Here is a 12562-nt window from a genome sequence, read left to right on the forward strand (position 1 = left end):
GAACATCTCTTTCACATATTCCCCGGCGCTACTAGTCTGCTGAGGGTGCACAATGAAGCCACGCGTCCTGCGCCGTCGCAGGCCCGTCCAGACATGAATCCGCCAACAGTCATCAGCGCCCGCAACCTCACCAAGACCTACGGTGAGCTGATTGCCGTGGACAACATCTCCTTTGATGTGCCCGCGGGGGAGTCCTTCGGCCTGCTGGGCCCCAACGGTGCAGGCAAGTCCACCACCATGAAGATGATCGGCGGGGTCTCGCAGCGGACTTCCGGCGCGCTGGACATCATGGGCCTGGACCCGGAGACACACGGCCCGGAGGTCCGGGCGCACCTGGGCGTGGTTCCGCAACAGGACAACCTTGACGAAGAGCTGAAGGTCCGCGAGAACCTGATCGTTTACGGGCGGTACTTCGGACTCCCGCTCAGCTACCTCAGGCCCAAAGCCGATGAGCTCCTGGAGTTCGCCCAGCTGACGGACAAAGCCAACTCCAAGGTGGATGCGCTGTCCGGCGGGATGAAGCGCAGGCTCACCATCGCGCGTTCGCTCATCAACGAACCGCGCATCCTGCTGCTGGATGAGCCCACCACAGGACTCGACCCGCAAGCGCGCCACATCCTGTGGGACCGGCTGTTCCGGCTCAAGGAAAGCGGCGTCACCCTGATCCTCACCACCCATTACATGGACGAGGCCGAACAGTTGTGCGATCGGCTGATCGTTGTGGACAAGGGGCGGATCATGGCCGAAGGGTCCCCGGCAACCCTCATCCGCGAACATTCCTCCCGCGAAGTACTCGAGCTCAGGTTCGGGTCCGAGCGCAACGGGACAATCGGCGTCGAGCTTGAAGGCATCGGCGACCGGCTGGAAACGCTGCCGGACCGCGTGCTCATCTACACCCACGACGGCGAGGCCGCGCTGGAACAGGTGTCGGCACGGGGGCTGCGCCCGTTGACATCGCTGGTACGCCGCTCGTCCCTGGAGGACGTGTTCCTTCGGCTGACGGGCCGGAGCCTCGTTGACTAGCGGGGACGGGATGGCGGGAAGCAAACCAACGACGCCGGTTCCTCCGCTGCGGGCTCACCCGCCTGCCGTCTCGGCGGCCAGGGCGCGGAAGTGGGGTTCGTTCTTCTACGCCGAACAGGTGCTCCGCGTCATGCGGAACTATGGCTGGTCAGTTGTCTTGTACAGCGTGGGGCAACCCGTGGCCTATCTCTTCGCGATGGGTGTTGGCTTGGCCAGCTTGGTGGATGCCAACAGCGATTCCATGTTCGGCGGCGTCAGCTACCTGCAGTTCGTGGCGCCGGCGCTGCTGGTGTCAGCCGCTGTGATGACGGCGTCCGGGGAGTTCTCCTACCCGATCATGGATGGCTTCAAGTGGCGGCGGGTCTTTTTCGGCCCACATGCCTCGCCGCTGGTCCCGGAGCAGATCGCCACGGGCCACATCATGGCCAGCAGCCTCAGGTTCCTGCTGCAATCGGTGGTGTACTTTGCCGTGGTTGCGATGTTTGGCGCATCCCCGGGAGCGTGGGGGTGGGTGTCGGCACTGGTAGCCACACTTGCCGCGTTGTCGTTCGGACTCCCGCTGATGGCCTATGCCGCCAGCATCACGCAGGACAAGGGGCAGTTCGCCCTGGTGCAGAGGTTCATCGTCATGCCGCTGTTCCTCTTCTCCGGAACGTTCTTCCCGCTGGATACCTTGCCCTTGGCAGTACGGTGGATCGGCTGGATTTCCCCGGTATGGCACGGGACGGAACTGGGGCGCGTCTTCACCTATGGCATGGAGGAAAATCCCTTGCTGACACTCGTGCACGTTCTGTACCTCCTGGCCACGGCGACGGCGGGCTTCATCCTGACCCGGCGCCGCTTCGTCAAAAGGATGGGCTCATGAGCATCCTCACCGGCGGGCACAGCGCTACGGACCTCGCCCGCGAACGCAAGTTCGGGCCCCTGTATTCGCGCAACGCCAAGGCCGTTGTGGCCAGGGGACTCATGGCCGCGAAGTCCAGCACCTGGCTGGTCCTGCTCTCCGGATTCTTCGAACCCGTCCTGTTCCTGCTGGCCATGGGAGTGGGGATGGGGTCGATCGTCGGCACGGTCGAGGGCCCCGGCGGTACGGAAATCAGCTATGCGGCCTACATTGCCCCGGCGCTCCTGGCGGTCTCGGCCATGAACGGAGCGATCTACGATTCCACGTGGAACGTGTTCTTCAAGATGAACTTCGCCAAGCTGTACCAGGGCATGCTCTACACTTCCCTCGGCCCGCTGGATGTTGCCATGGGCGAGATTTTCCTGGCTTTGCTGCGCGGACTCCTCTACGCCACGGGCTTCACCGCGGTCATGGGCGTCATGGGACTGCTGACTACGTGGTGGGCGATCCTGGTGATCCCGGCGTCGGTACTGATTGCGTTCGGCTTCGCGAGCTTCGGCATGGGGATCACCAGCTTCATGAAGACCTTCCAGCAGATGGACTGGATCAACTTCTTCCTCCTGCCCATGTTCCTCTTCAGCGCCACGTTCTACCCGTTGAGCGTCTACCCGCAGCCCATCCAGTGGTTTATCCAGGCCATGCCCCTGTGGCACGGGGTTGAGCTGCTGCGCCAGATCAGCGCGGGATCCTTCAGCCCGGCCACGGCCATCCACGTGGCGTACTACCTGGTGATGATCGTCCTCGGCATCATGCTCACCACGGGACGGCTGCGCCAACTGTTCCTCAAATAACCCGTGGATGTTCGCCGTGCGTGGAAGGCGGCGCAGGCACCTCCGGGCATTTGAGACAATTGCACCATGCAATCTCTCGGTGACCCCCACCCAACCACGTCCGCATCCGCCCGGGGACCCTTCAAGGGCTTCCGCATAGGCGGCCTGGGAATGACCGTCGTCATCATCGCCTTCCTGGTGGCTGTGCTTTTCGCGGCCAACCAGAATGACGTCGTGGGCTGGGTCGTTGCCGTGGTCTCCTTTGGATGGCTGGCGCTCGCAACATTCGTGGTCTTCAGCATCCAGCGCGCCGCGAAGCGCGCCGGGGCCAAGCTGACTGAGGCCCAGAATGCGTTCGCCGCGGCAACCGGCCGCGCGCCGTCGTCGTCCGTTGCAGACAACGGCGGCACCCGGGTGGTGGCTGAACGCTCGCAGGCCGATGATGTCCGCGACTTGAAGCTGGACCACTCGTTCAAGATTGTCCAGGTGCAGGTCCGGGTAGTGGAAGAGGAGCGCGCCAAGGGTGCTGCCGCGAACCAGGACACCATCAACCGCGCACTCGAAACCATCGCCATTACCTCCACCAATGCACGGGACATGATCAAGTCCTCCGGAGACTCGGACGAACCGGTAGCCGGAACCATCATCGACTAGAGTAGAGCGGGTGAGTACGGCATTGAAGAAGGATTTCCTTCGCATCGCATCGGTCAACGTCAATGGCCTCAGGGCTGCCTACAAAAAGGGCATGGCGGAGTGGCTGGAGCCGCGCGACGTGGACATCCTTTGCTTGCAGGAAGTCCGTGCTCCTGACCAGATCGTCAATTCGTTGATCGGCGAAGGCTGGCACATCCTGCACGCGGAAGCCGAGGCCAAGGGCCGGGCGGGCGTCGCCATCGCTTCCCGCCAGGAGCCCACAGCCACGCGCGTCGGCAACGGCGATGAGTACTTCGACCAATCCGGGCGATGGGTCGAAGCGGACTTCCTCCTGACAAATGCCGCCGGTCAAGCCACCACGCTCACGGCCGTCAGCGCCTACGTGCATTCCGGTGAGGCCGGAACGCCCAAGCAGGATGACAAGTACCGCTTCCTGGACGCAATGACCACCCGCCTGCCCGAGCTGGCAAAGCACAGCGATCACGCGCTGGTTGTCGGTGACCTCAACGTCGGCCACACCGAGCTGGACATCAAGAACTGGAAGGGCAACGTCAAGCGTGCCGGCTTCCTCCCGGAGGAACGGGCCTACTTTGACCGCTTCTTCGGTGAAGAGATCGGATGGAGGGATGTTCACAGGGGCCTGGCAGGAGATGTCGCCGGCCCCTACACGTGGTGGTCCCAGCGCGGAAAGGCCTTTGACACTGACACAGGCTGGCGCATCGACTACCACCTGGCTACCCCGGCCCTCGCTGCAGCCGCTTTCTCGGCAGTAGTGGACCGGGCACCCTCGTGGGACACCCGCTTCTCTGACCACGCACCGCTGGTTGTTGACTACCGGCTCTAAGCTTGACGAAAGTTCCTACCCCATGACTACTGCTGAAACAGACGCTGCCGTCCTCCCGGCCGGCAGCCCCGCAAACCCCGCCCAGCCTGCCACAGGCGCCAAGCACCGCGTCCTTTCCGGAATGCAGCCTTCGGCCGATTCGCTGCACCTGGGCAACTACTTGGGCGCGCTGGTCAACTGGGTCCGGATGCAGGATGAGTACGACGCCGTCTTCTTCATTCCGGACCTCCACGCCATCACGGTCCCGCAGGACCCCGCAGAGCTTGCGCACCGCACCCGCGTCACCGCTGCCCAGTACATCGCCGGGGGAGTGGACGTGGAGAAATGCACCCTCTTTGTCCAGTCGCAGGTTCCCGAACACGCCCAGCTCGCCTGGGTGCTGAACTGCATCACCGGTATGGGCGAGGCCGGCCGGATGACGCAGTTCAAGGACAAGGCACAGAAGCAGGGCTCTGACCACGCGAGCGTCGGCCTGTTCACCTACCCCATCCTCCAGGCCGCCGACATCCTCTTGTACCAACCGCACGGCGTTCCGGTGGGCGAAGACCAGCGGCAGCACGTAGAGCTCAGCCGTGACCTGGCCAACCGCTTCAACAGCCGGTTCGGCCTGACTTTCCAGGTGCCCGAGGCCTTCATCCAGAAGGAATCGGCCAAGATCTACGATCTCCAGAACCCCACCGCCAAGATGTCCAAGTCGGCCGAGTCGCCTGCCGGGCTCATCAACCTCCTGGATGACCCCAAGACCGTGGCCAAGCGGATCAAGTCCGCGGTGACGGACGCCGAGACCGAGATCCGCTATGACCGGGAGAACAAGCCGGGCGTTTCCAACCTCCTGACCATCTACTCAGCCATCAGCGGTACCCCGGTGGAGAAGATCGTGGCGGACTACCAGGGCAAGATGTACGGGCACCTGAAGGTGGACCTCGCGGAACTGGTTTCCGGCCACCTGGCTCCCATTCGCGAACGCGCCAACGAGCTCCTGGCCGATCCTGCCGAGCTTGACCGCCTGCTGGCCCACGGGGCGGACAAGGCACGCGAGATCGCCTCGGTCACCCTGGCAGATGTCTACTCCAAGGTCGGATTCCTCCCGTACCGCGGCACCGCAAACCTCAGCGAGCAGGGAGTCCGCTAAGTCCATGTGCGCCGCCGGCCAGCTCAACGTCACGACCGACCCCCAGCAGGGCGCCGGTCCGGACGATGCCCGCCAGCCGGAAGTCACCGGCACCGATTGCGGTGCCGGTGGCGCCATGTGTGTTGGCGTCATCCTTGGCTTCCCGCCGGAGATCGCCAAGGAGCTCCAGGAATGGCGGGCTTCCTTCGGCGATCCCATGGCCGAGGTGATTCCCGCCCACATCACCCTCATCACCACCACCCCTACTTCCGACTGGGAAGCCACGAGGGACCATGTCCGTGAAGTCGCCCGCACCCAAGCGCCCTTCACCATCACAATCTCCGGAACCGGCTCGTTCCGTCCGGTGTCGCCGGTAGTGTTCGTCAACGTGGAACAGGGTTTTGAGGAGTGCGTGCAGTTGCACGAGAAGCTCCAGAGCGGCCCCCTTGAACGGCGCCTCCCCTTCCCCTACCACCCGCATGTCACGGTGGCTCACGATGTAGCCCAAGAAAATCTTGATGAGGCCGAAACGGTCCTCAGTGATTACCGGGCCACCTTCCCTGTGGTTAGCATGGGACTTTACGAGCACGACACCAACGGAATATGGCAGCTACGGGAAGAGCTCGACTTTGGCGGCGACACTGACGAAGCACAGCAGGCGGAACCCTCGTCCTCAAGCGGACAGTCCGCCGCTTCCAACTGAGCTCGCCAAGCTAAGGCTCGAACTTCTCCACAAGCGTCAGGACTGGGGCAAAAGCAAACGGGCCGGGGACGGCCTGCCCCGGAAGGCCGGCGCATTCTTCGCCCTCGTCCTGGCCCGCCTGAACACCAACCGCGGCATGCGTTCCTTTCAGCACTACACGCGGCAGCATGGGCCGTTGCTCAGTGCAGGCATCGGTTTCAACATGTTCTTCTCCGTCACGGGCCTCCTGACCACCGGCTTCGCGGTTGCCGGCATCGTACTGGGCGGCAATCCCGTGCTTGAGGACGCAGTCATCCGCAGCGTCGCCTCCGCTGCTCCCGGCCTCCTTCAAGTGAACGGCGGGGAGGGCCTGGTGGATCCGCAGACCCTCCTGAATCCCTCCGGCCTCGGCTGGACTGCCCTGATCGCCGCGGTGGTCACCATCTTCACCTCGCTCGGCTGGATCGCCAGCGTCCGGGAAGGGCTGCGCGGGGTCATGGAGGAAGGCCCGTTGCAGCGCAATGCCCTCATGCAGAAGCTCGTCGATGCCGGAACGCTGTTGCTTCTCGGAGTCATCCTGGTGGTCAGCGCCGGAGCGTCGCTCGTCTTCGGCACTGCGGCGGACTGGTTCTTCGAACTGTTGCGCCTGGATGAGGCGGTGGCCGGTCCCATTGCCGCAGTGGTCAAGATCGTTGTTCCGCTGCTGTTGAACTGCACGACGGCGGCAGTCCTGTTCCGGGTCGCAGGCGGCCTTGAGCTGGGGCGCCGCGCGTTCGTGGAAGGGGTGCTCCTGGCAGGCGCCGGTACTACGGTGCTCCAGCTCTTCAGCACCGAACTCCTTGCGCGTGCCGGAAACAACCCCGTCCTTGCATCGTTCGCCATCATCATCGGCTTGTTGATCTGGTTCAACCTGGTCAGCCAGGTGTATCTCATCTCCGCGTCCTGGTCAGCCGTCCGCGAAGCCGACGCCCAGGCGGGGGAGGAGCCACGCAAGCGGTTCCTCGGTGCCCGGCGCGCAACTCCCCAGACCTGACCGAGCCTGGAGCCCCGCCATGAACAACCAGTTGTGGATTGCTTGCCTGATCGGAGCTGCGGCCGGGCTGGTGATTGGCCAGCTCGTGTTCAATTCCCCGTTCGTGGGCATCCTGGTCGGGGTGGGCTTGGGCGCTTTGGTGGGCGCCTCGCTCGGGCCCAAGCGGGAGTAAGAGCCTAAGGTGCCTGTACCAGTCCCTCCCACTTTACGGTCCAGCCCGCAGGGAAACCTGGCGCATGCCGTGCCGGACCGTCGTCCCACCCCGCAGCCATGAGCGCCACTGCCGCCAACAGGCCGCCGTTGCCGGGAAGGTACAAGGGCAAGGAATCGGTCTGGCGGTTGTGTCCGTTGGCCAGGACAGTGTTTTTGCCGGCGGTCATGAGGAGTGCGTCGACGGCGGCCTCGGGGTCTTCGAGCCGCGCTGCCGTCATCGCCATCACCGGGTAGTCCCAACCCCAGGTGCTGGCCCAGTCCCATTCCGCCAGGACGTCGGCGAGGGTGGCTTTCATGATGGCCGGATCGATGAGCCCGGTGCGGGGCAGTACGCCCAGGGCGCACAGCATCGAGGGATGGTCGGTCCGGATGGTGAAGGGGTCCACGTCAATGGCTGCATAGACGCCGTCGGTCACGTGCGGCGTGACCATATTGTCAGCCACTTCATCCCATAGTGGGACCGGGTCAAGGCCCAGCCGTTCCCGCCACTGGGAAGCGACGCGCAGCGCCCATTGCCAGTAGGCGAGCTCGAACGTGGGGTTGCTGACCTCACCCCGCATGAACCCATAGCTTTCCTGCGCCGGAACCAGCGGCGGACCCAGCTCGAAGCCTCGCCCCGTGGGGTGGGCGAAACTGGCCATGAATGCCGCGGACTCGAACACAATCCCGGCGAATTCCTCCAGAACCTCGCGATCCGGAGTGGCGCGGTAGGCGAGTTCGGCCAGGTAGATGGGATGTGGTTGCTGCCAGATCAGGAAGGTGCCGATCGTGCTGGGGCTCTCGCGCCCGTCCGGTCCCACCTGCTTCGGCCAGCGGACACCCTCAAAGCCTTGTTGTTTGGCTGTCTGCCGCGAGGCCTCCAGGATGGACGAATACCATCTCAACGACGGCAGCAGCAGTTCCGTGCGGTTCCAGAGCGCAAAGTGCGCAGCATGCCACCAATGCATCTCCAGATGGAAGCGGCCCCGCCAGGAGTTGCAGACCAGCCCGGTTTCCTGCGGCGGCAACGAGCCCGCACAGTTGATGGCGGTCACGTACTGGGAAAGGACAATCCGCCGTTCCAGCTCCTTCGCGCTCGGATCGTTCGTGGCGTTCAGTTCGATTGCCCCGCCGGACGTCCAGAAGCGGGGCCAATGGGCGGCCGCAGCCGCCGCTACCCGGCTCCCGGCACCGCCGTCGGAAGAAGGTACGACGCCGGAGGCCGGGTCGGCGTCGAAGCCTTCAGCGGGTGCTGCCCCGCTGTGATGGTTGTTGCCCCGCGGGGTGCAGTCGCCGCCTTCACCCGGGGTGAAAGTGAGGGAGAAATCGAGGACCGTGCTCTGGCTTTGCGGCGCGATACGAAGCGAGTGCAGCCCGGTCTGCTCCACCACCAGTTCTTCTCCGGCGATGGCGACGTCGTAGCGCGAATCGTCCAGTTCCCTGTGCGCTACCCACTGTCCGTCCAACACCGTGCTGTGTGCCCCGGGCTTGGACCAGTCCGCGGCGTCATGCCATGATTCAGACCCGTAAGGAAAGTCGATGCCCACCACCAGGCCTGAGCCCAACGCGGGTGACTCGACGCGGAAGCCGAGCTCGTCGCGGGAGGGGTGGCACGCCGTCGTGACTTTGACCTGCTGGCCTGCCAGCGTGAAGGTGCTGGTCACAGTTCCGGACCACAGGTCCAGCGTTTGCGTGGCCTGCGTGATGTCCTCGGGGGTGATGCCGCGATCCAGCCCGTCACGGACCATCCGGAATCCGATGCGTCCCAGGTCCAGCCGGTGCGGGTTTGCCCGGAGCCATGTCTCCGCGGCGGACGTCCCGGTTTCCCGGTCATTGACGATGTCTCCCACCATGTCGACGTAGGGCACCGGGCCCCGCGGGGAGTCATAGAGCACGGTGGATCCGGCCAAATCGTGGGGTGATGCAGGTGGGACGGAATGCCATCCCCACTGGGCTTGCGTGCCCAGCAGGGTGCCTGCTGGAAGCTCGCCGCGGGCTCCCACGGGGTAGCAGCCGGGCAACGTCTGGAGGCCCGTCAAGTCCATGGTGAACGCGAACTCGCCATTGCCAACGGAAACGGGGCTGCGTGGATCGAGCTCCTGCTGCGTGACGTTGTGGCGGCGTACCAGGTCCTCACGGTCGATGAGATTCTCTGCGCCCGGGCAGGGAACGTCCAGGACCACCGAGTCCTCGGTCTCCCGGAGGGCGAAGAATGCGGCCCGCTCGTGGGGACTCTGGTTGGGCTGGTGGAGCGTCAGGATGAGCCCGCCATCGAGTTTCCGGGCAATCATGCCGTGGCCGCCGTCCCTGCCCCAGATAGGTTCGGGCTCCTGTACCCACGGACCCAGGACGGTGCCTGATGCACTGCGTGCGATTCCCATGGCGTAACCGTGATCCCCGAAACCGGACCACAACATGATCAGCTTGCCATTGGCCATCCGGTGGAGGAAAGGACCGTCGGTCACGTAGACGGGGGCTTCCCGGTCAGCTACTGCGGGCACATCCAGCGCGCGGGACCAAGGGGCCTCGGACGCGGCGAACAGGACAGTCGGTTCACCCACGGTTGTCCGCAGATCGTGGCTCAACTGATGGGCAACAATGGTGCCGTCATTGACCTGCTTCCATTCATGGCAGAAGACCAACCAGGGCGTTCCTCCCGCGTCGATATGCAGGGTTCCGTCCAGGCATTCCCAGTCCCGGGGAGTCACGGGTCCGTCGCTCCAGGGAGTGTAGGGACCTTCCGGTGACTCGGCGGAAAGGATCTGGGTCCCGCGGCAGTGTCCAGGTGCGGTGAACGTGGCGAACATGAAGTAGCGGCCTTGGTAGCCATGCACTTCAGGGGCCCAGTATTGCTCCTTGCCCCAGAATCCGGGGGAGGGCCGGAACGCGGGGATGGGCCCCTCCCAATCCTCAAGGTCGCTGCTGCGGTAGCAGTCGAACCCTGTGGCAGGACCGGACCAGATGTTCTTGTCCGTGCTGCCGAAGAGCAAATACCCGGCGTCGTCGGGCAGTGTGAGGAGGAACGGGTCACGGATTTGGATGTCTGCCAGCTTGGTCAAGGGAGAGCCTCCGGGGCGTCGGCGAAATAGTTAACAGCGGGAACTATTGACGCACTCTATCGTAGTTGATACGTTTCAGGAACCGTTTTCTGAGCGTAAAGGAAGCTTACCCAATGGTGCGTAAACCTGTACTGAGTGTCCGAAAAACAATGGCCTTTGTCGTGGCCATGGGCCTTGCCGGCCTGGCCACGGGCTGTGCCGGCGGCGGCAGCAACAACCAGCCCGAGGATGGTCCGGTGGAGATCAGGTTCTCCTGGTGGGGCAACGCATCAAGGGCCGAGCTGACCAACAAGGCAATCGCGGAGTTCGAGGCCGCCAACCCGAACATCAAAGTAAAACCCGAGTATGGCGACATCAACGGCTACTTCGACAAGCTGGCCACCCAAGTCGCAGCCAATGACGCTCCGGACGTCATTACCATGGGTGGAGCCTACCCCGCCGAGTACGCCAACCGCGGCGCCCTCCTGGACCTGTCGAAAGTCAGCGGGTCGCTTGATCTCTCCAAGCTGGACCAGGGCGCCGTGGAAAACGGTCAGGTGAAGGGTACCCAATACGGTGTGTCCACGGGCGCCAACGCCCTGGCGATCGTGGTCAACCCTGCTGTCTTCCAGGCCGCCGGCGTCGAAATGCCGGACGACAACACCTGGAGCTGGGACGACTTCGCCAAAATCGCCAAGGAAGTTACTGAAAAGAGTCCCAAGGGAACGTACGGCACTGCGACCGTTCTGACCCATGACTCCCTGGACGCCTTCGCACGCCAGCGCGGTCAGTCCCTGTATACGCAGGACGGTCAGCTGGGCCTGGAAAAGGACACAGTGCAGGCCTACTTCGACTACTCACTGAAGCTCAGCGAATCGGGCGCTGCCCCCAGCGCCTCCGAGACAGTGGAAAAACTGAACGTCAGCACCGAGCAGACCCTTATGGGCATGGGCAAGGCCGGCATGATGCTGACTTGGAGCAATTCGCTCTCTGCCCTCAGCAAGGCCTCCGGTGCCGAACTGAAGCTGCTCAAACTCCCGGGCGAAACCCCCACGCCGGGCATCTGGCTCCAGTCCTCGCAGTTCTACACCATCTCCGCCCGCAGCAAGCACACCGACGCCGCAGCCAAGCTGGTGAACTTCCTGGTCAACAACGAGGCCGCGGGCAAGATCATCCAGAGCGACCGGGGCGTACCCGGCAACTCGGCCATTCGCAGCGCGATCCAGGAGCAGCTCACGCCGCAGGGCAAGGTCGAGGCGGCCTACATCGACCAGATCGGCAAGATGGAATTCGCACCCACCTACATCGGCCCTACAGGTTCCACCGCCGTTTCCGAGATCACGGCCCGCATCAATACCGAGGTCCTGTTCAAGCGGCTGAGCCCGGAGAAGGGCGCAGAACAGTGGCTGGCCGAAAGCAAGGCGGCCATCGGCAAGTAGCACCCAACTAAGTCGCAGCAGAGCGCGTTCTGGACGTCCGGAACGCGCTCTGCTGCGACCCAGTTGGGGGGGCCTAGGACGCTGGGTCCTCTTCGCGCAGCTCCACGTAGGGATCCGCCCACGCGCCGATGATCCGTGCCACCCGGGCAGCCTGGCCCTTGCCGGTGAGCAGGTGCTCACTGCCTTCAAGGGAAACGAAGCTCCGCGGATGCCGGGCCGTGCGGAAAATCTCGCTGGCGTTGTCGATCCCCACGGTGTTGTCCGTAGGGGAGTGCATCACCATGAGGGGCCTGTGCAAGGTGCGGATGCAATCGCGCAGGTCGGCCCGTTCCACATCCTCCACGAAGTGCCTGCGGATCTCCATCGGACGACCTCCGAGGTCCACCACTGCGCTGCCGTCGCGGCGGATGGCCTCGATCTCGGCGTCGAACATGTGCTCAACGTGCCTGGGTTCGTAAGGTGCGCCGACCGTCACCACCGCATTTGCCTCGGGAACGTCGCGGGCGACGGCAAGAACGGCCGCACCACCAAAGGAGTGCCCCACCAGCAGGGAGATTCCCCGGCCCTGCTCCCGCATGAACTTAGCGGCCAGGATGGTGTCCGCCACCTTCACGCTGAAGGAACCGGCCGACCACTCTCCGGCGGAGCCGCCCAGCCCGAGGTTGTCGAAACGCAGCATCCCGATTCCCTGCTCCGCGAGGCCCTTGCAGATCCGGGAGGCGGCGGGGCTGTCCTTGCCCAGCGTCAGCCCGTGGGAGTAGACGCCCCACCCGCGGACGGGACCTTCCGGAACATCGATGATGCCCGCCAAAGCGTCCCCGGTGCTGCCCGTAAAGGTGATTTTCTCTGGGCGCGACATGCGGACTCCTTGG

At 64.2% G+C, this 12562-nt stretch carries 12 protein-coding genes and 1 pseudogene; 10 read left to right on the forward strand and 3 right to left on the reverse strand.

What is annotated here, in order from left to right; genetic code table 11:
- Nucleotides 1-93 precede the first annotated feature (93 nt).
- The 9 genes from RI444_RS05605 (at nt 94) to RI444_RS05645 (ending at nt 7193) form a co-directional block, all read left to right on the forward strand.
- Complete coding sequence (locus RI444_RS05605) at nt 94-1023, forward strand: ABC transporter ATP-binding protein (RefSeq protein WP_021474133.1); 930 nt, start codon at nt 94-96, stop codon at nt 1021-1023.
- Nucleotides 1024-1033: 10 nt separating this feature from the next.
- Nucleotides 1034-1888 carry an ABC transporter permease gene (locus RI444_RS05610; RefSeq protein WP_207604980.1) on the forward strand — a complete coding sequence of 285 codons (855 nt, stop codon included), beginning with the start codon at nt 1034-1036 and terminating at the stop codon, nt 1886-1888.
- Complete coding sequence (locus tag RI444_RS05615; protein WP_021474135.1) at nt 1885-2718, forward strand: ABC transporter permease; 834 nt, start codon at nt 1885-1887, stop codon at nt 2716-2718. The genes RI444_RS05610 and RI444_RS05615 overlap by 4 nt, the downstream gene beginning before the upstream one ends.
- Before the next feature lie 66 nt (nt 2719-2784).
- Nucleotides 2785-3351 (forward strand): hypothetical protein, encoded by a 567-nt coding sequence (locus RI444_RS05620; RefSeq protein ID WP_069694822.1) that lies wholly within the window; start codon nt 2785-2787, stop codon nt 3349-3351.
- 10 nt (nt 3352-3361) lie between these two features.
- On the forward strand, nt 3362-4195 hold the full coding sequence (locus tag RI444_RS05625) for an exodeoxyribonuclease III (RefSeq protein ID WP_062095664.1): 834 nt from the start codon (nt 3362-3364) through the stop codon (nt 4193-4195).
- Between the two features lie 22 nt (nt 4196-4217).
- Nucleotides 4218-5327 (forward strand): tryptophan--tRNA ligase, encoded by a 1110-nt coding sequence (gene trpS, locus RI444_RS05630; protein ID WP_021474138.1) that lies wholly within the window; start codon nt 4218-4220, stop codon nt 5325-5327.
- A gap of 4 nt (nt 5328-5331) precedes the next feature.
- Nucleotides 5332-6009 (forward strand): 2'-5' RNA ligase family protein, encoded by a 678-nt coding sequence (locus tag RI444_RS05635; protein ID WP_021474139.1) that lies wholly within the window; start codon nt 5332-5334, stop codon nt 6007-6009.
- Nucleotides 5936-7021: a YihY/virulence factor BrkB family protein gene (locus tag RI444_RS05640; protein WP_179011639.1), complete on the forward strand. Its 1086-nt coding sequence runs from the start codon at nt 5936-5938 to the stop codon at nt 7019-7021. The genes RI444_RS05635 and RI444_RS05640 overlap by 74 nt, the downstream gene beginning before the upstream one ends.
- 19 nt (nt 7022-7040) lie before the next feature.
- Nucleotides 7041-7193 (forward strand): hypothetical protein, encoded by a 153-nt coding sequence (locus RI444_RS05645; RefSeq protein ID WP_021474142.1) that lies wholly within the window; start codon nt 7041-7043, stop codon nt 7191-7193.
- Nucleotides 7194-7197: 4 nt separating this feature from the next.
- Here the strand turns inward: RI444_RS05645 and RI444_RS05650 are convergent, their stop codons facing one another.
- Together RI444_RS05650 and RI444_RS23060 are read right to left on the reverse strand one after the other, a co-directional pair.
- Nucleotides 7198-9357, reverse strand: a complete 2160-nt coding sequence (locus RI444_RS05650) for a hypothetical protein (RefSeq protein WP_207605945.1) — start codon at nt 9355-9357, stop codon at nt 7198-7200.
- 150 nt (nt 9358-9507) lie between these two features.
- Nucleotides 9508-10272, reverse strand: a pseudogene (locus tag RI444_RS23060) (glycoside hydrolase family 43 protein); the annotation flags it as partial.
- 113 nt (nt 10273-10385) lie between these two features.
- Here RI444_RS23060 and RI444_RS05655 point away from each other — a divergent pair.
- Complete coding sequence (locus RI444_RS05655; protein WP_031217095.1) at nt 10386-11690, forward strand: ABC transporter substrate-binding protein; 1305 nt, start codon at nt 10386-10388, stop codon at nt 11688-11690.
- A 73-nt stretch (nt 11691-11763) separates the two neighbouring features.
- On the opposite strand, the gene RI444_RS05660 is transcribed toward RI444_RS05655, so the two are convergent.
- Nucleotides 11764-12549: an alpha/beta hydrolase family protein gene (locus RI444_RS05660; RefSeq protein ID WP_021471548.1), complete on the reverse strand. Its 786-nt coding sequence runs from the start codon at nt 12547-12549 to the stop codon at nt 11764-11766.
- Between the last annotated feature and the right edge of the window lie 13 nt (nt 12550-12562).

This window comes from Paenarthrobacter sp. AT5 (assembly GCF_032764245.1).
Taxonomy (GTDB): Bacteria; Actinomycetota; Actinomycetes; order Actinomycetales; family Micrococcaceae; genus Arthrobacter; species Arthrobacter ureafaciens.

Bases quoted from the DNA above. Each gene is read 5' to 3' on its own strand.
- RI444_RS05605 (WP_021474133.1), top strand. From the start codon at position 94: ATGAATCCGCCAACAGTCATCAGCGCCCGCAACCTCACCAAGACCTAC.
- RI444_RS05610 (WP_207604980.1), top strand. From the start codon at position 1,034: ATGGCGGGAAGCAAACCAACGACGCCGGTTCCTCCGCTGCGGGCTCAC.
- RI444_RS05615 (WP_021474135.1), top strand. From the start codon at position 1,885: ATGAGCATCCTCACCGGCGGGCACAGCGCTACGGACCTCGCCCGCGAA.
- RI444_RS05620 (WP_069694822.1), top strand. From the start codon at position 2,785: ATGCAATCTCTCGGTGACCCCCACCCAACCACGTCCGCATCCGCCCGG.
- trpS (WP_021474138.1), top strand. From the start codon at position 4,218: ATGACTACTGCTGAAACAGACGCTGCCGTCCTCCCGGCCGGCAGCCCC.
- RI444_RS05635 (WP_021474139.1), top strand. From the start codon at position 5,332: ATGTGCGCCGCCGGCCAGCTCAACGTCACGACCGACCCCCAGCAGGGC.
- RI444_RS05645 (WP_021474142.1), top strand. From the start codon at position 7,041: ATGAACAACCAGTTGTGGATTGCTTGCCTGATCGGAGCTGCGGCCGGG.
- RI444_RS05655 (WP_031217095.1), top strand. From the start codon at position 10,386: ATGGTGCGTAAACCTGTACTGAGTGTCCGAAAAACAATGGCCTTTGTC.
- RI444_RS05660 (WP_021471548.1), bottom strand. From the start codon at position 12,549: ATGTCGCGCCCAGAGAAAATCACCTTTACGGGCAGCACCGGGGACGCT.